A 20,114-nucleotide genomic window follows, 5' to 3' on the forward strand; every position below is an offset into this window, starting at 1 on the left:
TGGCGGCGTGCCCATGCTCAATTTGCCTCGAGGCGCCGTTGGGTGGTCGCCACCAGTCTTTCGAAAGTAAAGGTACTCGCAGCGAGCGCAGTGGTATCCGGAAAGTTCTCGCGCGCAATGTCTGTCAACACCTGGCCCGGCGGGGCTTCGATTAGTACGCGGGCGCCCATTTCCTGCATGACTGTGAGCGCGTCGAACCAGCGTACGGTGTAGCGCATATTGGTCGAGAGATCGTCGCGAATGGCATCTGCTGTGTACAAGGGGCGGCCGCCGCGATTACCGATGTAGGTGCTTTGCGGCGTGTAAAAGGGTACGTCCTGTGCGTACGCCACCAGCTCGTCCGCGGCATGCGCGAGCAGTTCGCAGTGTGACGGCACGCTTACCGCAAGACGGATGGCTTTGCGTGCGCCTGCCGCCAGAGCACGTTCGATGAACCTGTCCAGCGTGCCATTCTCCCCCGCCATGACGATCTGACGTGGCGCATTCACGTTGCCAATATAGACACGTTGATTACCCGCATCTTCGTGCTGGGTGGCGAGTGTTTCCAGTTGGTGTTCAGTCAAACCCGATACAGCCGCGAGACTGTAGCCGGACGGGTACGCCGTCTCCATCAATTCGGCACGTTTGCGAACCATCTTTAACGCGTCGCCAAAGCGAATCGCGCCGCAACTGACCGCTGCTGCATACGCGCCCACCGACAAACCGGCGCTAATCTCAGGCGTGAGATATTCATCTGCCAGTGCGCGCGTGATAGCCACGCCGGCGACTGTCAAACCGATCTGAACGGCTACGGTCGAGCGCAGTGCGTTCGGCGTGTCGAGTGAAAGTACATCGATGTCGAGCACCTGAGACGCTTCTTCGAGTGTGTCGGTCACGGCGTGGTGCTGCGGCAGGCGGTGCAGAAATCCGTCCGACTGCGCGCCCTGGCCGGGAAACAGAAGGGCAAACATCAGATATCGCCGTGAGCTGGCGCCCACGGATCGGCAATCAACTGCGGGCCGCGAGCGTGGCGCGCCATCACGCGTGCTTTGTCCGCTGCCCACTCGGCTAGCGCTACACCGCCTGCTGGCGTTTCCAGTTGTGCATCCACGCGAATGCCGACGTGTCGTGCGATTGCTTGCAGATGGTTGAACAACTGCATGGCGGTGTTGCGCGAGAGTCTCTCCGGCGCGCGGATCAGTAGATCGAGATCGCTCGTCAAAGTGACTGTGGGTGCCTGAGTTGCCAGTTCGAAGCCTGTGCTGCCGGTTGGTCCCCAGACGAATCCGGCCAATGCGCCGGCCGTGTCGCATTGTAATGAGGCAAGGGCTGCGAAAGCAGGCAAGGCATTGCGCTCCGCAAGAGGGTCGCGTCGCGCTAACGTTTCCGGCGGCACAGCGGTTTCAATATCGTCAACATGCACCCACGTGCCATAACGCCGCGACCGCTCCACACCACGCAAGCCGATCGCGACGAAGCTATCAGCGGCCAGCGCGCGTCTCACGACCGCCCAAGGCGTACATTCGAACGACTCACGAACCCACGCCGGTTCGCCGTCAAACTGCGGCAAACGGCGCAAGCGCAGCAGATCATGCGGTTGCCACCGCGCATCGCACGATAACGCGTGATCGGCTGCGAATGGCGGCGCTGCGCAGACCTGCATTACACGGCATCCCATTGTTCCGCGAGGCGCCGCCGCACTTCGATCGACGCTGCACGATTCTTCTGAGCCGCAGCCGATTCCAGACGATGCGACAGATCGGATCTTCCATCGCGCGCGCTGTGAATCTGTTCGGTCAACACCTGTCGCACGCGCTCGATTTGCGCGGCATCCGGTGCATCGGCGTTGACACCTTCGATCAGTTGATCGAGCAGGCCCAGTTTGGCAAACGACGCCATCGAGTACGACATCGGCACAATGGTTTCTCCGAGCGCGTCGAGTGCTTCGACGGTGCGCCGTGTGACGCGGGCGGCCGCTTCCTTGCCCATTGCGTGGACCATCGTGCCGGGAGCGTCGAGTGCCACGATGCGGTTGGCCTGATAGCCGTGCGCGAGAAACGCACCCGACATGGCTGGTCCGACGATCAACGCGATCACCGGATGCCCGGCATCGCGCGCCGATGCATACGCATCGACCGCAGCGGCGCAGGCGAGGTGAATGCCGAGCATTTCTTCGCGGTAGCCATACGCCTGACTTTTGACATCGACGATCGCGACGATTGGGCGGCGCGTACCGCTCGCAGCGTCCTGCGCGATAGCCTCGCGTACAGCGCGCGCGAGCTGCCAGCCTTGTTCGAGACCGACGACGTTGTCGGTCGCTCGCGGAAAGCGGTTGTCGGCATCAGGGACGACCGCAATGAAGCGCGCGGTCTCGCCACCGAGCGACGCATCGCCGCTCCATATGGGTGCTTTACCTGAAGGTTCGCCGGCCAGTGCACGGAACCAGCGCGCGCCGCGGCTGAGGGTGGTATCGCTCATGCCTGCTCCTTGCCGGGGACATGGGGGTTGTACACGTCGCGCATCGTTTCCGGCGTGACGCTGGCCGGGTCGATCTGCGCGAGGCGGTTAAGGAAAATGTCGACCTGTTCGCTGCGATGCGCAGCCGGCACGCCTTGCAGAAATGCTGAACGCACGGCGGCGCACACGGCGTGCGCATCGTCGTCGACCAGTTGATCGGCGAGTGCGGTTGCGGCCCGTTGTTCGCCGCCGATCAACTGCCACACGCGGCGCCGATCGCTCGCGTCGAGTTCTCCAATACCCGCTTCCTGTTCGATCACTTCAGGGCCATTCATGCCGAGCCGCCCCTGCTTCGTCACGACCAGATACGAACACAAGGCCGCCGCCAGCGACATGCCGCCGAAGCAACCGACCATCCCCGCAATCACGCCGACCACCGGCACGTGCCGGCGCAACGCGACGATCGCTGCCTGAATCTCGGCGATCACCGCGAGGCCGAGGTTGGCTTCCTGCAGCCGCACGCCGCCGGTTTCGAACAGCACGACAGGACGCACGATCTTGCCGCGTTCGCAGTCGCGTAAGGCCATTTCGAGCGCGGCGGCGATCTTGCTACCCGACACTTCGCCGATGCTGCCACCCTGGAACGCGGACTCGATCGCGGCGACGACGGCCGGCTCGCCGTCGATCGTGCCGCGCGCGATCACGCAGCCGTCATCCGCCTGGCAGACGACACCTTGCAGCGGCAGCCACGGCGACTCGATCTTGTCGAACGGTCCGAGCAGTTCGCGGAACGTGCCCGCGTCGAGCAGCGAGCGGGCGCGTTCGCGCGCCGGCAGTTCGATGAAGCTGTCGCGCAGCATGGGCGCGGGACGTGCGGTGGCGACAGTATTCATGCGTCGTCTCCCTGTTCCGCCGCCTCGATGGCTTCCGCGAGCCGCAGCGCCACGACGCCGGGTGTCGCGCCGAAGTCGTTGATTTCGATTTGCGCGGCACCGTCGTAACGGGTGAAGAAGCGGTCGAGCACGCTCTTCCAGATGTGGCTGTAGCCGTCGACACTGGTGCGCACGACCACATGCGCGCTCAGGCCAGCACGGTTTTCAGCCGGCGACAGGAGGACTTCCAGATCGCCCGAACCGACCACGCCGACATGCGCGCGGGTCGTGACGGCGCGTTGCGCCGGATAGTCGAAGGTCAGGTGTTCCATGAGGCTGAGCTCCCGCTGGCGTCGTGATGCGCCAGCATATCGAGAAAGAGGGTGGCGGCGAGCAGATCGGCTGCGCCGCCAGGGGATGCGTTGAGAGACAGCAATGCGCGATCGAGTGCGACGAAGGCGGTGTGCCCGTCCGGCGTCGAGCTTCCACCCGCTTGCAGCACACGGCGCGCGCCTTGTTGCGCAGCGTGCAAGCCGGGCAGGCCCGCGCGATGCAGCAGGCAGGTGTCGTCGAGCGAGACCATGATCGAAAGCAGGGCGTCGATGCGTGCGGCGTTTTCGTCGACTCCGCTGGCTCGCGCCGCGAGCAACGCGGGCAAACCGATATCGATGGCGTGCGGGAAACCGTCTTGTGCCTCGCGACGTGCTCCGCCTGCCTGATAACGCTGCCGCGCGCGCTCGCCGTGACTATCGGAGGGGGCGGCGAAGCGATCCGGGAAGCAGGCAATCTGCGCAGCGAGCGTGCAGATCTGCGAAGCGTTCAGACGCGGGCCACGGCCAGGCATCGAGGCACCCGCCACCAGCAAGCCGACGATCCAGATCGCGCCGCGATGTGCGTTGCTGCCGCCGGTGGCATGCAGCATGTCCTGTTCGCCGGCACGGCCGATTTGCGCGAGTTCAGCACGCAACAGCGCGGATGGTTCGCTACGGCGGCGTGCCACGCGTGCGAGCGCCGCGAAAGTCGGTTCGAGTGCATTCGCCGAGCGCAGCATGGTGGCGAGATCGAGGTCGCGATGCGCGCCGCTGCCGCGCCGGTCGACTAGGGCGGGTTTCGGCGTGAGTTGAGCTTCTTCGATCAGCGCGGTGACGGCATAGCGTGCAAGTTGCGCATCGGACAGGGCTGTCGGCGCGCTAACCGCCGGCCTATTTGCCGTGCTTGTCACGGGCAAAACCGTAGCGTACTGGCGTGCCGGCGCGATGCGCCAATGCACATCGACGTCAGTCGTCGGCGCGGAATTGCTCCTGAATCTGACCGTGCCGGTCTCTTGCGCAGTCAGCGCGGCAGCACGGGAAGTGTGTTCAGCTTTCGCCTCCGGCATGGCGTCGGCCTCGCGCGCAAGCAAAGCAGCGGGCGCCATCGTTACCAGCTCCTGAAACGCGCCGGCGGCGCGTACAGGCCACCCGACCACGTCACCAGATCGTCGATGCTGCGTGCCGCCAGCAGCGAACGCTTCGCTTCGCCACGCCGAATGCCGAGATCTTCCGGATACGCGACGATGCCACGCCGGCGCAACTCGGCCGTTTTCTCCGGCTTCGCGCGCAGCCCGATCGGTGTGACACCGGCTACTGCAGCCAACGCCGCACGCCGCTCGTCGATCCCTTCGGCCTTGTGCAAATACGCAATGCCTTCTTCAGTGACGACATGGCTCACGTCGTCGCCGTAGATCATCACCGGGGCGATCGGCATGCCGCTCTTCGCGCCGACGGCGACCGCATCGAGTTCATCGACGAAGGTCGGTTCGCCGCCTTTCTTATAGGTCTCGGCCATCTGCACGACCAGCTTCTGGCCGCGCGAGACCGGACCTTGGTCCTTCAGCAGCTTGAGCCATGCTTCACTCGAATGACGCCGGCCGCGTGGATCGTGGCCCATGTTCGGCGCACCGCCGAAACCGGCAAGACGGCCACGCGTGACCGTCGACGAATTCGCGTCCGCGTCGATCTGCAGGGTCGAGCCGATAAACAGATCGACACCGTATTGGCCGGCGAGTTGGCACAGCACGCGGTTCGAGCGCAGGCTACCGTCGTTGCCCGTGAAGAATACGTCGGGGCGCGCTTCGATGTATGCCTCCATGCCGACTTCACTGCCGAAACAATGGATGCTGTCGACCCAACCCGATTCGATCGCGGGAATCATGGTGGGGTGCGGATTAAGCGTCCAGTTGCGGCAGATTTTGCCTTTCAGACCGAGCGATTCGCCGTAAGTGGGCAGCAACAATTCGATCGCCGCGGTATCGAAGCCAATACCGTGATTCAGCGAGCTCACGCCGTACGGTTCGTAAATGCCGCGAATCACCATCATCGCCGTGAGCACCTGCAGGTCGCCGATATGCCGTGGGTCGCGCGTGAAGAGAGGCTCGACGGCGAAGGGCCTATCCGCCTCTACGACCACGTCGACCCAGGAACCCGGAATATCGACGCGCGGCAGTTCGTCGACGATTTCGTTGACCTGCACGATCACGATGCCATGCCGGAACGCGGCGGCTTCGGCGATGGTCGGCGTGTCTTCCGTGTTCGGACCGGTGTACAGATTGCCGTGACGGTCGGCCTTTTCCGCGCACAACAGCGCGACGTGCGGCGTCAGATCGACGAACATCCGCGCATACAACTCGACGTACGTGTAGATCGAGCCGATTTCCAACTGGCCGTCTTCGAGCAATTGCGCGACGCGCAAACTTTGCGGCCCGGCAAACGAGAAATCGACCTTGTGCGCGATGCCGCGTTCAAACAGCGTCAGATGCTCAGGACGACTGATGCTCGAAATCAGCAGATGCACGTCGTGAATTTTTTGCGGATCCACCTTGGCGAGCGAACGGGACAGGAAGTCGGCCTGCTTCTGGTTGTCGCCTTCGAGTGCGACGCGGTCGCCCGGTTGAATCAGCGTTTCGAGCGCATCGACGATGCGGTTTGTCGGTAGGACGCCGTCTTCCAGCCACGGTGCAATGGCCGCGAGGCGACGGTTCTTTTCGTCGCGGCGCGTGGTCCAGGAACGTGCGGTGGTGGAAGCGTCGGCGGCTTCGGCGGGGCGGTTCATCGGCGGAGTCAACTCCCGGAGGTGGTGCGCGTGCGTCTGGCGCGCGGCTTGGGTTGATTCGCAAGCGCGGCTTCTGCCTGCGCGCGTTCGGTCAGGAAACGATGGAGCAGGTCGCCGGTGCCGAGCAGATGCGCGACGACCAGGGACTGTGCGGCAGGAATATCACGGCGTTGTACTGCGTCGAGCAAGGCGGCGTGCTCGTTGTCCGACTCGCCCTTGTACGACGGCAAGCCGAACTTCAGGCGCAAATACCGTTCGCCACGCCGATGCAGCGTGCCGATCATGTCCTCGAGTTGCGGACGGGCGGCGGGCGCATACAGGCTCATATGAAAGGCCACATTGCGCGCGACGTACAACGACGGGTCCGGCTCGCGTTCGGCGGCGCGGCAGAGGCTGGCGGATTCGCGCAGCGTGGCGGCGGTGTGATTCGGAATGGCGAGGCCGATGGCGAGGCTCTCCAGCGCGGAGCGGATCTCATAGATTTCGCGCGCTTCATCCGCCGACAAAGGCGCGACGGTCGCGCCTTTATGCAAGGCAGCTCTCGCCCAGCCTTCGCTTTCGAGTTGGCGCAAGGCCTCGCGCACAGGAATTGCGCTAACCGAGAAATGCCGCGCGATCGCGTCCTGCCGTAGCGGTGCACCAGGCGCCAGCGTGCCGTCGACAATCGCCGCGCGCAGCGCCTCCGCGATGACGTGGGACGTGCTCTCACGCGGCGCCGCCGCCGGTAGAAGCGGGCTGTGCGCCGGGGCGTCCAGGGGAAAACCATCGATTGCGTCGCTCATGATATCGAATATTATATATGAAATAGTGCGCTTTACAGGCGGGCAAACCCGGAAAGTTTTTCACCACCGGCGGCCTGCGGTGACCTCCCATCGTTATACGAGGCACATCGATCCACTCGCAAACGCGCCATCTTGTCGTTCCCTTTACGTAAGCCTGGTAAGCCAACCGCAGGGCCGGAGGAGCATGATGAATTCACTCACTGACAGCACGTCAGTTGCGCGGCGCCGCACGCCGCTCAATCGTTCGCAGATTGCAGGGTTTTGGGGAGCGTGGGCCGGCTGGACGCTCGACGGAATGGACTCGTTCATCTACGCGCTCGTGTTGACGCCGGCGTTGACCGAGTTGTTACCGCGCTCGGGGTACGCCGCCACGCCGGCGAATGTCGGCCTTGCCGGCTCGATCCTGTTCGCGCTGTTTCTGGTCGGCTGGGGGCTGTCGTTCATCTGGGGGCCGTTGGCGGACCGCTTCGGCCGCACCAAGGTGCTGGCGGGCACCATTTTCACCTTCGCGATTTTCACGGGACTTGCCGCGACCTCCCATAACGTGTGGGAGCTCGCCATCTATCGCTTCATTGCCGGGGTCGGCATTGGCGGCGAGTGGGCGTTGGCGGGGACCTATGTGGCGGAGTCATGGCCGGAAGATCGCCGCAAGATGGGTGCGGGTTATCTGCAAACGGGCTACTACGCCGGGTTCTTTCTGGCGGCCGCGCTCAACTACACAATCGGCGTGCATTACGGCTGGCGCGCGATGTTCCTGACCGGTGCGGTGCCGGTCGTGGTCGCGATTATCGTGCTGCTGCGCGTGAAGGAAACAGAGAAGTGGCAGAAGGCGGAAGCGCGCACCGAGCATGTCAAGCCGCTGCGCGAAATCTTTGGACCGGTGTATCGGCGCCGCACGTGGGTTGCGTGCATTCTGCTGACGATCGCGATCATCGGTTTGTGGGCGGGTGCGGTGTACGAGCCGTCGGCCGTGATTCAACTGGCGACGAAAGCCGGCATGGCGAAGAACGATGCGCTCAGGACGGCGTCGCTGGCGACGGGGCTCTTGTCGATCTCGACGATCGTCGGGTGTCTCGCCTTGCCGCCAATGGCCGAACGCATCGGCCGTAAGAAGACGCTGGCGATCTATTTCTTCGGCATGGCGGTGGCGATTGCCGGCAGTTTCGGCTGGGCGTTCTATCTGCCGAATGGCCTAGCGCCGTTTATCGCATGGCTCTGTGTGCTGGGCTTCTTCGGCGGTAATTTCGCGCTGTTCAGCTTGTGGCTGCCGGAGCAGTTCGAGACCCGCGTGCGGGCCACGGCGTTTGCGTTCTGCACGTCGTTCGGACGATTTGTTGGGGCGGGTGTCAACTTTCTGCTTGGCGCAGCCGTGTTGCATATGCATACGCTCGGGGTGCCGGTGGCACTTACGGCGCTGGCGTTTATCGTCGGTCTGTTTGTGATTCCGTTCGCGCCTGAGACTAAAGGTGAGGTGCTGCCGCAGTGATACTGGCCGATTGGCTGAGTGGCGGGCGTGAGCGGCGCGCCCAGCATGTTCTACATATCCGCGTTGCCGTGCGCCGCGATAAATTACTTGCGGTCGAACAGGTGATTGGGACATGCGAGAGGAGGCGGATCTCAATCCGCGTGATGCCGCGCCCGTCCGCCGGGACGCAACATCGAAAGTAGCGGCCAGCCGAGATTCACGCCAAGGCTTGCGATCACGATCAACGCCATGCCCGCGAGTTGCGGCGGCGATAGTGCCCGCCCATACACGACGGCATCGACAACGATCGCCGTCAGCGGATAGACGAACAGCAGCACGGCGATGATCGGCGTGGTCAGCTTGGGCAGCGCGCCGTAGATCAGCACATACGACAGCCCCGTATGCAGCACGCCCATGCCGACCAGCCAGAACCACTGCATGGGTCCGATATGAACAGCAGTGAGCGGCGCAATGAACGGCAGGCACACTACGCCGACCGCGCATTGCGCGAGCGTCAGCAAATGCGGCCGCAAATTGCCGAGTCCTTTGGCAATCAGCGTGACACTCGCATACAGCACCGACCCTGCCAATGCCTCGCCGATCCCGATCAGATAGCTCGCATGCCCCTGCAGATTCGCGGTAGCCGCGACGCCCGAGGCCAAAACAAGCCCGACGAACGCGGTCGCGATCCAGCCGAGCCGGTCGACGCCGAGGCGCTCGTTGAACAGCGCCGCGCCCATCAGCACGACCCAGAACGGCTGCACATGAAACACCACTGTCGCCACCGCAATGCTGGTGCGATGAATCGCGTCGAAGAAACCGACCCATTGCGTGACCATCAACACGCCGGAGATCAACGCCAGCGCGACGGTGCGCCGCGTGAAATGCGCGCGTGTGAAGAAGCCTTTCCACGCGCAATACGCGGCGAGCGAGAGGAAGCCAAACAGGCAGCGAAAGAACACCAGCGTCAGCGCGCCGAGCCTCGCTTCCTCGACGAAGATGCCGATCGTGCCCATCAAAAGCCCGCCGCTGGCCAGCGTGATGGCGCCTTGTTGACGTTGGGTGAGGGACATGCGAAGCGGCTCCGTCAGGTGGAGTCACAAGTATTGCGCGGCTTGCACCGCACCGGCAAACGAATTAAATTGAGTAATTCCATAAGCTGGATTGATAAATTATGCACCCCGAATTCGACGTCGATTTGCTGCGCACCTTCGTCGCGGTGGTGGAAACGGGCAGCTTCACGAAGGCCTCGACTACCGTGCACCGCTCGCAGGCGGCGGTCAGTATGCAGATCAAGCGGCTCGAAACCATGCTTGGCACCACGCTGTTTGCGCGCAACACGCGCAATCTCTCGCTGACCCGGCCCGGCAATACGCTGCTCGAATACGCGCGGCGCGTGCTGGCGTTGCATGAGGAGGCGTGGTCGGCGATTGTGCGGCCCGAGGTGACCGGGCGCGTGGTGCTCGGCGCACCGGACGATTACGTGTCGTCGCTGCTGTCGCCGGTGTTACGGCGCTTTTCAAATCTGTATCCGCACGTGGAGATCGAGATCGTCTGTGCGCAGAGCACGTCGCTCGCGCCGATGCTGGCGGACAACAAGATCGATCTCGCCTTCGTCACGCGTGACCGCCAATTGCGCGGCGAATTCGTGCGCAGCGAGCCGATGGTGTGGGTGGGGGCGTCGGTGGATACGCCGGTGCTGGCGGTATCGCCTTTGCCGGTCGGGCTTTACGAGCCGGGCTGTGTGGCGCGCCAGCATACGCTGGCGGCGCTGGACGGTGCGCGTATCCGCTATCGGGCAGCGTTTAGCAGTGCCAGCCTGATGGGGCTGGTCGCGACGGTGGATGCAGGGCTTTCGGTAGTTGCGCTCACGCGTTGCAGCGTGCCGCCGCGGCTGGCGATTCTCGGCGAAGCGCAAGGCTTGCCGAAGATCGCGCCGCTGGAAATCGTGGTGGCGCGCAGCGCTAAGTCGGACCGGCCTACGTGCGATTATCTGGCCGCGCAGATGGTGCAGGATTTGTCGCTGCGCACGACTTGAGCGCGCGACTGCACCGCGCGCGCCGCTCAACCTCGCGGATAAGCCGTCACCTCGCCATCTACGGCAAGCCGCACGCGTTCCCCCGGCCGCGGCGACTGATACCCCGGCACCCGGGCGCGCACCACGGTCCGCGCGCCGGACTGCAATTGCAGCGTGACGCCTGCGTCCTGTCCCTGGAAGATCACTTCCTGCACGACAGCGTCATGCGACGCCGCGCCGTTCGGCATCGTTTCATCAGCACGCAGCAGACGGATCTGTTCAGGCCGCACCATGACGTCGACCGCGCCGTTGCCTGTCGGCGCGCACAGCGGCAAGTCGCCGAGTTCGCAACTCACGCGATCCTGGTTGACGACGCCCGGCAGCAGCACCGCTTCACCGACGAACGATGCGAGCTCGCGCGTCACCGGCCTGCGGTACAGCGTCTCCGGCGTCGCGGTCTGGATCAGCCGGCCGTTCCACAGCACGGCGACCTCATGGCCGAGCGACAGCGCTTCCGATTGATCGTGCGTGACCAGCACGGCGGTCGCGCCGGTCGCGGCCAGGGCGCTTGCCACCGCTTGCCGCGTTTCGAGCCGCAAGGCGGCGTCGAGCGAAGAGAATGGCTCGTCGAGCATCACCAGGGTCGGCGACGGCGCGAGCGCGCGAGCCAGTGCGACACGCTGCTGCTGACCGCCCGACAACTGCTGCGGCGCACGCTCGCCGAAGTTCGCCGGCAAGCCGACCAGCTCCAGCAATTCAGCCACACGATGCCGTGCGCGCCGCTGCGTGCGCGGCAAGCCAAAGACGATGTTGTCCGCCACGGACAGATGCGGAAACAGCGCGCCTTCCTGCGGCACATAACCGATGCGGCGCTGCTCTGAAGGCACATGCAGATTGTCGCCGACGACACGGTTGCCGTCGATTTCGACGCTGCCGCTATCCGCGCGTTCAAAGCCGCACAACAGACGCAGCAAGGTTGTCTTGCCGCTGCCTGACGGTCCGAGCAGCGCGAGCAAGGTGCCGCGCTCGACGGAGAGATCGATGCCGTGAAGCACCGGATGGCCGTCGAACGATTTTTGCAGTCCGCGGATACGAAGTTCGCTCATGAAAATCCGATGGAAAAATGCGCGCGATGATCTGCGACGTTCAGCTGCGTTCGCCGAGTAGCGCCGATTTGCCGAGCAACGCGAACAGGAGGCCGGAGGCGAATAGCGAAATACCGGTGAGCAGCGCCGCATAGGGCGCGGCGGCGGCGAACGCCATCGTCGAGGTATCGGCCCAGACTTGCGTCGCGAGCGTTTGCGTGTCGATGGGGGAGAGCAGCAACGTCGCATTCAGCTCGGTGACGACCGAGATGAACACCATCGCCGCCGCCGCGCCGAGTCCAGGGCCCGCCAGCGGCAACACCACGCGGAACAGGGTCTGCGTCCAGGTCAGGCCGAGCGCGCGCGCAGTCTCTTCGAGGCGCGGCTGCGCCTGCATGAAGGCGGCGCGCACACTCACCAGCGCCACCGGCATGAACAGCATGGCGTAAGCGATCACCAGCAGCGTCGCGCTTTGATAAAGCGGTTGCAGCGCATGCACCGCAAGCGACACGATGGCCAGCGCGATCACCAGTCCCGGGATACCTTGTGCCAGAAACACGGTGCGTTCGAACAGCGTCGCGAAACGCGTCGGATAGCGCACCAGCAGGAACGCGAGCGGCACGACCAGCAGCGTGGTCAGCAGGGCGGCGGCGAGCCCGAAACCGAGCGACGAGATCGTCGCGTTGAACAGCAGTTCGGGCGACACGTCGGCCGGCGTAACGGCGGCCGCACCCGGTTGCGTGAGCCAGTAGCCGATCATGCCGAGCGGCACGCCGAGCGTTGCGATCGCCAGCGCGGCGAAGCCGGCGACGACGATCCAGCGCCATGCGCCGAGCTCATAGCGCAAGACCGCACGACGGGTGCCACGATCGACGCGTTCATAACGCGCCGCACCGCGCACGCGAAACTCGAACGCCAGCACGACCAGGCAGATCACGATCAGCAGGCACGCGAGCAGTGAAGCGCCGCCGCCGTCGAAACTCGTGCGGTATTCCGCGTAGATTTGCGTTGTGAAAGTGTGAAAGCGCAGAAGCGTAAACGCACCGAATTCGGACAGCACGCCGAGCGCCACCAGCAGCATGCCGCCGAGCAGCGCCGGACGCAGTTGCGGCAGCACCACGCGAATGAACGTGGTCCAGCGATTGCAGCCGAGCGAGCGCGCGCTTTCTTCGAGCGCGGGGTCCATGCTGCGCAACGCCGCGGCAACCGGCAGATAAACGAGCGGGAAATACGCGGAACTCAGCACCAGCAGCGCGCCGTTGAAGTCCTGCAAATCCAGGCTCAGCGACACCCAGGCATAGCTTGAGATAAAGGCCGGCATCGCGAGCGGCGCGGCGGCGAGCACGGCCCAGATCCGGCGTCCCGGCAAATGCGTGCGCTCGACAAACCATGCGGCCGCCGTGCCCACGACAGCGCAGACGAGCGTGGTCGATATGACGATCAACAGCGTGTTGACCAGCAGTTCGCCGACCAGTGGCCGGAAGATCAGATCGACCGCCTCGCCGATACCGAAGCTCGCTGCGCGCCAGAAGGTAAACGCAATCGGCAGCAACACCAGCAAAGCGCTGAGTGCTGCTGCCGCAAACAACCCGCGCGGCGCACGCGCATGGGCGCGCGCCGGGGCGGGGGTTACAGCCGGAGGCCCGGCTGACACGGCATCGCTCATTTACAGCAAGCCTGCCTGGCGCAGCAGCTTGCCGGCCTGGCTGTCGTCGCCGAGTTGCTGAATCGTCAGCGCCGGCGGGGTCAACTCAGCGAAGGGCTTGAGGATCGGGTCCGGTGCAACGCCGGCATGCAGCGGATATTCGAACATGACGTGGCTGGTCGCCATCAACTGCTGGGCGCGCTCGCTGACCAGATAGGCCAGAAACTTCTGTGCACCATCCGTGTTGTGGGCCGACTTCAGCACCGCGGCACCCGACACGTTCACCATCGCGCCGGCGTCGCCATTGCCGAAGTGATAGATCGCGCTGCGGGTTTTCGCGTCACCGAGTTCCGCGTGCAGACGCGCCCAGTAGTAATTGTTGATCAGACCGGTCGCAACGCCGCCGCGATTGACGGCTGCCACCACGCCTTCGTCGTCGTCGAAAATCTGCGCATTGGCTTTCAGGCCCTTCAGCCATGCCACGGTTTGCGCTTCGCCCTTCAGCGCGAGTACGGCGCTCACCAGCGGCAGGAAGTCGCTGTCGCTCGGCGCGATGCCGACCTTGCCTTTCCATTCCGGCTTGGCCAGATCAAACAGCGATTGCGGCAGTTGCGATGCCTGCAACTTGGTTGTGTTGTAGGCCAGCACGCTTTCGCGTGCGCTCACGCCGACCCATGCGCCGCTCGGCGAGCTGAAGCGCGCCGGCACGGTTGCGAACGTCGAACCATCCACCTTGCTCAGCAGACCTTTCTCTTCGAGCAGCATCAGCTCAGGCGAATTTTCCGTGAAGTACACGTCGGCGGGCGTCGCTGCGCCTTCCGCGATGATTTGCGCGGCCATTGCCGGGCCTTCGCCGTTGCGGATCTTCACCGAAATGCCCGACTGCTTTTCAAAGTCTTTGGCAAGCCGACTGACGACTTGTTCATGCTGCGCGTTGTACAGCGTGATCGACGCAGCGTGCGCCGTCGACGGCACGGTCGCGAAGGCAGCCAGCGTGAGGGCGGCAGCGCTGCTGACGAGGCGCAGGCGGGTGCCAAACCAGGAATGAGCCATGATCCTAAATCCGTTAATGATGTTGTTGTTGATCTTTGCCGTGCCGCCTGCCTAGTGGCTAGTCAGGCGGCTTCCTTCGCGGCTTGCATTACGTCTCGAACAGCCCCGCGCCGATATACGAACCCGGCTTCGCGCCCGGCGGCACAGCGAATACCGCGCTGCCGACGTGCGTCGTGAACTGGTTCATCATGTCGAACTTCGCGAGCTTGTCATTGATCGGAATGAAGCCCTTGCGCGGGTCGCTCTGGTGAGCGAGGAAAATCAGTCCCGCGTCGTACTCGGTCTCCTGGCGCCAGGGCGGCCAGCGCTCGATATAGAAATTCGTGCCTTCGTTATACGAATACGAACGGCGCAGAATCTGCGCGCCGTTGTTGCTCGCCTGATTCGACAAACGCACGTGCGAGTTCTCCGGAATCACCGGATTACCGTCCTTGTCCTCTTCCGTCAGGTCCACTGGATCGAACTCGTTCTTCTTGCCGATCGGCGCGCCGCTGTACTTGTGACGGCCGAACACCTGCTCCTGGAAGTCGACTTCGGTGTTGTCCCAGTGTTCGAGCGTGATGCGGATGCGGCGAAAGACCGTATAGGTGCCGCCTTCCATCCACGGTGCGTCGGGGGTGGCGCCGGCCCAGATGAACTCGTTCATCAACTGCGGCTTGGCGGTCGACGGATTGTTGGTGCCGTCCTTGAAGCCCATCAGATTGCGCGGCGTCTGCCCGCGCGGACCCGACAGGAAACCGGACTGGCCCCAGCGCATCGTCGCCACGCCGTTGGCGAGGCGCGACAGTTGCCGGACCGCGTGAAACGCGACCTGCTGATCGTTCGCGCAGGCCTGAATGAACAGGTCGCCGCCGGTCTTCTCGGCGATCAACTGGTCGCCGTTAAAGCGCGGCAGATCGACGAGCGCGGCGGGGCGGCGCGAGGCCAGGCCGTAGCGGTCCTTGCCTTCATGCGTGAAGAGACCCGGGCCGAAGCCGAAGGTGATCGTCAGGCCGCAGGGGCCGAGGCCAAGCACGTCGCCGGAATCCGGGGCGCCCTTATTGCTGGCTGCGTCATACGTGCCATTGGCGTTAGCCGCATCGGTCGTATTAGCAGCCGTATTCGCCGCGTCGGCCGGCGGCAACGGCGCGGCCGTGCTGCCTTGCGTCATGCGGGCAGCAGCATTGGTCCAGGCGCGCAGCAGGGCGATCACGTCGTCGCGCTTCTCGGTCGTCAGATCGAGGGCGGCGACATAGGTGTGGCTTTGCTGCGGCGTGACGATGCCGCCTTGATGCAAGCCGTAGAACGGCTCGACCGCCATGGTCGGATCGGCGGCGTGCGCTGGCGTCTTGCCGAGCGCGGCCTGGGCGACGCCGGTCGCACCGAGGCTCGCGCCCGCTGCGACCGCCGCACTGCCGGCCTTCAGAAAGCCGCGCCGTGAGGGCCGCGGGGGTTGATCGTTTGCCATGGTCACTTCACCTTCATTTGGCCGTGGGGGGCGGGGTTGCGTCCGGCTTGGTGGCCGGATCTGCGTCCGTCTTTGCTTCGTTTACTTCGCGAGCACCAGGGTGTTCACGTCGTCCTGCACGTAGTAGAAACCGTCGCCTTCAGGCGTCATCGCGAGGCCGAACAGATCGCCGTTGCCAGGGGGCGATTGTGCCTTGTCGGTGTCGATCCAGCGAGCGTAAATCTGCTTGCCGCTGGCGGGGTCGATTTCCACGATCTGGCCATTCAGCGCGTTCGTGACGAGCAGGTGGCCGTTGGGCGCGGTGACCATTGCGAGCGGGCGGTGCAGCAGGCCGTCGGCGGTCAGTTGACGGCCCACGCCGGCGCTGGTGTCGCGCGTCATCGGCTCGTCGATTTCGGTGATGCGGTTGCCGATGGCATCGGACACGTACAGCAGTTTCTGATCGCTCGACAGCGCGAGGCCGGTCGGACCGACGAGGAACACGCCCTTGTCGGCCTGCGCGCCGAAGCCGCTGCCGATCACGGTTTCCTTCTTCACGACGGGCGGTTTGCCGGCCGGCACGTCGAGGTCCAGGCGCAGCACGGTGGCCTGCTTGAACACCGGCGGATTACCGTCCGCACCGCCCACGCCGAAGCCCGCATTGCTGACGAACAGCGTCGCGCTCGTGCCGTTATCGACGACCGCCATGTTGCCCCACGGATCGTTGATGTTCGGACTGGTGATGGTCGACGCAACCTTACCGTTCGGATCGATCACGATCAGACAGCCGGCGCCCTTTGTGCCGGTCGTACCGTCATTGCTCGGCGTGCTGCCGATGATCACGTAGCCCGACTTGAGCATCGTCATCGCGGTTGAAAGGCCGATGCCGCCCGGGCATTCCTTCAGATTGCGCGGCACCGTGGCGAACACCGTCATCTGTTTGGTGTCCGGGTGATAGTTGATGATCGTGCTGCCGGTGCCTTGCAGATTGGTCGAGTTATTGAAGTTGCCGACCAGCACGTCGCCTTGCTTGACGGTGCCTGCCGTGACCGGCGCGACCACGACCGCGTACGGATTCTGATCGCCGTTGTCCGGCACGGTGTTGATCAGCGTGGTGTGATGCTTGATGGTTTCGAGGAAACCTTGCGGCTCGGCGTGCGCGACGCCGGCCGTGGCGAATGCGGCCGTGCTGACAGCAGCGGCGATCAGGGCCCGCGCGGCGCGCGGCGAAAATTTGCGCATGGGATTGTTCATGAGTGAGCCTCCGTGCCTGCGCACAAAGCGGTAGTTGCGGTCATGATCGAAAGCATGGGATTCGATTTGTCTTGAGCGTATGGGGTGATGGCGAACGGCATCAGAACGTAATGTTGGTCCGCACGCCGACGACGAACGTGTTGCGCAGCGGCTGCGTCGGGTCGCTCGGGTTCTGGCCGGCGCCGGCATTGAACGTGTATTGCGCATCGGCTTGCAACTGCCACCACGGGTTGACCTGATACTGGTAGGTCGCTTCGAGCGTGGTTTCGCTGGTGCGCACGCCGTACGGGCCGCCGCTGAATGCCAGGTTATCCTGATCGAGACCATTTACGTGGTTGCCGATCTTGATGTACGTCAGCGCGATGCCGGCGCTGTCATTGTCGCGGCCTGCGAACGGGGCTTTCAGCACGACGCCCAGGTTGGCGGCGACGCTCACCAGATTGCGGTCGCCCGGTGCGCCCATCACGCGTGCGAAGACGTTGAGGCTGCGCGCCTCGTCCGGATCCGGGCGCCAGATCATCTGGTCGGCTACCGCGTAGAAGCTGTAGTCGCCATGATGATTCTGCGCGACGCCGGTGCTCGCCGGGTTCGCCAGCGAGAGGCCGGTGTTGTCGAAGCGCTGATCAGCGAAGCTGCCGTTGTTGTACCAGACGCCAAGCTTGTAGGTACCCGGCAAACCGTCGCCACCCGCGCCGACCATTTCGCCATCTGCCGGCTGGTTGATCGCGTACTGCAACTCGCCGATGAACAGCGTGCCGTTGTGCAGGTTGAAGTTGGTGCCGCTCTTGTTGTTCGGGTTGTTGCCGAGCGGATCGCCGTCGAATACACCGGCGAGCGCCGTCAACGAAGGGGTGATCTGTCCGCGCACGCGCACGCCGAGGTCGGCCAGCGGATAAGCAGGACCGCCGGACGGCATGTCGTAGGAGGGCAGGGCAGGCCAGCCGAACATCGTGTTGACGAACAACGCCGAATTCGTGCTGGTGATGAATTCCTGGTCGATACTTTGCTGACCGATTTTGACGTCGACGCGCTTGTTCAGGAACGACTGCTGATACCACAGCTCCCACAGGCGCGTGGCGTCATCGGCTTCGATGCCGCTCGCCGTATTCAGCGTGCCCAGCTTGTTGGCGCTGAGGTTGGCCCCGTGGATCTGCAAGGCGCTCACATTAAACAGGCCACCAGGCAAACCGAACGCTTTTTGCGTATCCATTTGCACGGTCGCGGTCGTGAGACCGTCGTAGTCCGCGCCTCGCGCCAGACCGCCGCGGAGATTGGCCAGCACTTCACTGGTTTCAGTCAGCGCGAACGTCACGCCGTATTTGCCGAGCCACGGGCGCAGGCCGCCGATGTCGCCGAGCATGGTCGGGCGATTCCAGAAGCCGGTCCACTGATCCGTCTGCGTTGCCTTGATGTTCAGGTCGGCTTCCGGCGCTTCTGGAGTGGCATCGGGATTGGCGTCGGCCATTGCTGCACCGGCGGTCAACGAGGCCCAGGCCAAAGCCGTGCAGAGCGCGGCGCGGCGCATGGCGCCGGCGCGAGAGACGGAGTCGCGAAGCGAACGCGCCTTGCAGGCGGGCTCAGTTGATTGGGCGAACTTCATCGAAATCCTTATTTGTGTTGTATCGACTGATCTAACCATCGCGGCACTACGTCGCCGTGTGCCTGCGATTTGCCGCATCGGTTCGCGACGCCAGATGCAGCAGATGGCGAGATCGTACGCATGCGAAATGGGTGCGTCAACACTAATGAGAACGATTCGCATCAATATTACTAGTATGTAATTTCCGGCTTTACGTCCTGCCGATAAAGATGAATTAGATGTAAATAAAATGGAGGTAAAACGTAATGTTTTAGTATGGTTTGAGTTGTATGTGGCGGCGCGTAGACGGCGTTGAAGGGCGGCAAGTAAAGAGCGCTTTCTGAAGCAGGCGCCGCCTCGCACTGGGGGCGAAGCCAATAGACCGATATGGGTCACTACGAAAACGCGGAAGGCCGGTGTCCTGGGCAGACAACAAAAGAAGCTATGATCATCTTCCGAAGCCGCGCGGCAGCGCGAAGCCCTCAAGCGCCCAGCGCCCCAAACCATACCGGGACGACACCGATGTCACACACCGTGAATCTGGAAAACTACTTCACCCGCATTGGCTACAAAGGACCTCGCGCGGCGACGTTGGAAGTGCTCCAGGCGCTCCACAAGCTGCATCCGAGATCGATTCCCTTCGAGAACCTGAACCCGCTCACACGGCGCGCGGTAAAACTCGATCTCGAATCAGTCGAACACAAGCTGATAACCCAACACCGCGGCGGCTATTGCTTCGAACAGAACGCACTCTTCGCGAACGTCCTGACCCAGTTAGGCTTCGAGGTAACACCTCTGCTGGGCCGGGTCCTGTGGGGCCGTGAATCCGGCACGGTCCCCCCTCGCACGCACATGGTCCTGCGAGTCGACATCAAAGGCGAGGCATGGATCGCCGACGTCGGTTTCGGCAGCGTGACGTTAATCGCACCGCTGCGCCTGATCGCAGGCACCGCTCAGCCTACGCAACTGAGCACGTTCCGCCTCGCCGATGCATCGCACGGCGCGCTCTACCTCGAAGTCCAATCCCGCGATGAAACCTGGGCCCGCGTCTACCGCTTCGACCTGCACCCGGTTGAATGGATCGATTACGAGACCTCGAACTGGTACACCTCGACCGCACCGGATTCTGTCTTCCTGAACAATCTGATCGTTTGCCGGGTCCTCGCAGAATCGCGCCTGACATTGCTCAACGACCAACTGAACGAACGCGCGGCGGACGGGCAGATCATCAGCGAACGGCAACTCAAGTCCGTAGCCGAACTCGCAGCCTGCCTGCACGATCTATTCGGTCTGAACACGGGCGACATCGATATGGCGGAAGTATTCGGACGCGTGCGCTCACCGACGGCGGCCTCCGCCTGAGACGCGCGTAACGAGGATCCGCAACTACCAACCACCGCCAGCGAGTGT

18 protein-coding genes are annotated in these 20,114 nt (G+C 63.7%); 3 read left to right on the forward strand and 15 right to left on the reverse strand.

The features are described 5' to 3' along the window. Positions 1–17: 17 nt before the first annotated feature. From mdcH to KHO31_RS34275, 8 genes are read right to left on the reverse strand one after another with little or no spacing between them, the layout of a single operon-like run. Positions 18–950, reverse strand: coding sequence for a malonate decarboxylase subunit epsilon (gene mdcH / locus KHO31_RS34240; protein ID WP_201082279.1), 933 nt, complete (start codon positions 948–950; stop codon positions 18–20). Further along, positions 950–1,642 (reverse strand): malonate decarboxylase holo-ACP synthase, encoded by a 693-nt coding sequence (locus KHO31_RS34245; RefSeq protein ID WP_201082278.1) that lies wholly within the window; start codon positions 1,640–1,642, stop codon positions 950–952. Before KHO31_RS34245 ends, mdcH begins: the two co-directional genes overlap by 1 nt. After that, the gene (gene mdcE, locus KHO31_RS34250) at positions 1,642–2,457 is read right to left on the reverse strand and encodes a biotin-independent malonate decarboxylase subunit gamma (RefSeq protein ID WP_201082276.1); all 816 of its coding nucleotides are present in this window, start codon (positions 2,455–2,457) and stop codon (positions 1,642–1,644) included. Before mdcE ends, KHO31_RS34245 begins: the two co-directional genes overlap by 1 nt. After that, positions 2,454–3,329: a biotin-independent malonate decarboxylase subunit beta gene (locus KHO31_RS34255; RefSeq protein WP_201082274.1), complete on the reverse strand. Its 876-nt coding sequence runs from the start codon at positions 3,327–3,329 to the stop codon at positions 2,454–2,456. Before KHO31_RS34255 ends, mdcE begins: the two co-directional genes overlap by 4 nt. Beyond that, positions 3,326–3,640 carry a malonate decarboxylase subunit delta gene (locus tag KHO31_RS34260; protein WP_201086571.1) on the reverse strand — a complete coding sequence of 105 codons (315 nt, stop codon included), beginning with the start codon at positions 3,638–3,640 and terminating at the stop codon, positions 3,326–3,328. The genes KHO31_RS34255 and KHO31_RS34260 overlap by 4 nt, the downstream gene beginning before the upstream one ends. Continuing rightward, positions 3,628–4,725 carry a triphosphoribosyl-dephospho-CoA synthase gene (locus KHO31_RS34265; RefSeq protein WP_236071647.1) on the reverse strand — a complete coding sequence of 366 codons (1,098 nt, stop codon included), beginning with the start codon at positions 4,723–4,725 and terminating at the stop codon, positions 3,628–3,630. Before KHO31_RS34265 ends, KHO31_RS34260 begins: the two co-directional genes overlap by 13 nt. A 2-nt stretch (positions 4,726–4,727) precedes the next feature. Further along, entirely contained in the window at positions 4,728–6,398 is a 1,671-nt protein-coding gene (mdcA, locus tag KHO31_RS34270; protein ID WP_201082266.1) for a malonate decarboxylase subunit alpha, read from the reverse strand. 8 nt (positions 6,399–6,406) lie between these two features. Continuing rightward, positions 6,407–7,180 carry a GntR family transcriptional regulator gene (locus KHO31_RS34275; RefSeq protein ID WP_201082264.1) on the reverse strand — a complete coding sequence of 258 codons (774 nt, stop codon included), beginning with the start codon at positions 7,178–7,180 and terminating at the stop codon, positions 6,407–6,409. 187 nt (positions 7,181–7,367) lie between these two features. Here KHO31_RS34275 and KHO31_RS34280 point away from each other — a divergent pair, with 187 nt between their 5' ends. Further along, on the forward strand, positions 7,368–8,666 hold the full coding sequence (locus KHO31_RS34280; protein ID WP_201082334.1) for an MFS transporter: 1,299 nt from the start codon (positions 7,368–7,370) through the stop codon (positions 8,664–8,666). Positions 8,667–8,797: 131 nt separating this feature from the next. Here KHO31_RS34280 and KHO31_RS34285 read toward each other — a convergent pair whose 3' ends face one another. Further along, positions 8,798–9,718, reverse strand: coding sequence for a DMT family transporter (locus KHO31_RS34285; RefSeq protein WP_201082260.1), 921 nt, complete (start codon positions 9,716–9,718; stop codon positions 8,798–8,800). 101 nt (positions 9,719–9,819) lie between these two features. Here KHO31_RS34285 and KHO31_RS34290 point away from each other — a divergent pair, with 101 nt between their 5' ends. Then, positions 9,820–10,683, forward strand: coding sequence for a LysR substrate-binding domain-containing protein (locus tag KHO31_RS34290; protein WP_201082259.1), 864 nt, complete (start codon positions 9,820–9,822; stop codon positions 10,681–10,683). 26 nt (positions 10,684–10,709) lie between these two features. Here KHO31_RS34290 and KHO31_RS34295 read toward each other — a convergent pair whose 3' ends face one another. From KHO31_RS34295 to KHO31_RS34320, 6 genes are all read right to left on the reverse strand, one after another. Further along, positions 10,710–11,768 carry an ABC transporter ATP-binding protein gene (locus tag KHO31_RS34295; RefSeq protein ID WP_201082258.1) on the reverse strand — a complete coding sequence of 353 codons (1,059 nt, stop codon included), beginning with the start codon at positions 11,766–11,768 and terminating at the stop codon, positions 10,710–10,712. 40 nt (positions 11,769–11,808) lie between these two features. Then, entirely contained in the window at positions 11,809–13,413 is a 1,605-nt protein-coding gene (locus KHO31_RS34300) for an ABC transporter permease (protein ID WP_201082256.1), read from the reverse strand. Next, a complete protein-coding gene (locus KHO31_RS34305; RefSeq protein WP_201082254.1) occupies positions 13,414–14,445 on the reverse strand; it encodes an iron ABC transporter substrate-binding protein in 1,032 nt (343 codons plus the stop codon). It abuts the gene before it with no gap. Positions 14,446–14,533: 88 nt separating this feature from the next. Beyond that, a complete protein-coding gene (locus KHO31_RS34310; protein ID WP_201082252.1) occupies positions 14,534–15,892 on the reverse strand; it encodes a Dyp-type peroxidase in 1,359 nt (452 codons plus the stop codon). Positions 15,893–15,973: 81 nt separating this feature from the next. Then, the gene (locus tag KHO31_RS34315; RefSeq protein ID WP_201082250.1) at positions 15,974–17,125 is read right to left on the reverse strand and encodes an NHL repeat-containing protein; all 1,152 of its coding nucleotides are present in this window, start codon (positions 17,123–17,125) and stop codon (positions 15,974–15,976) included. A gap of 100 nt (positions 17,126–17,225) precedes the next feature. Then, a complete protein-coding gene (locus KHO31_RS34320) occupies positions 17,226–18,725 on the reverse strand; it encodes a carbohydrate porin (RefSeq protein ID WP_407945981.1) in 1,500 nt (499 codons plus the stop codon). Between the two features lie 501 nt (positions 18,726–19,226). Between KHO31_RS34320 and KHO31_RS34325 the strand changes: the two genes are divergently transcribed. After that, positions 19,227–20,066, forward strand: a complete 840-nt coding sequence (locus KHO31_RS34325) for an arylamine N-acetyltransferase family protein (protein ID WP_201082248.1) — start codon at positions 19,227–19,229, stop codon at positions 20,064–20,066. Positions 20,067–20,114 lie beyond the last annotated feature (48 nt).

The sequence above is a fragment of the Paraburkholderia domus genome, assembly GCF_905220705.1.
Taxonomy (GTDB): domain Bacteria; phylum Pseudomonadota; class Gammaproteobacteria; order Burkholderiales; family Burkholderiaceae; genus Paraburkholderia; species Paraburkholderia domus.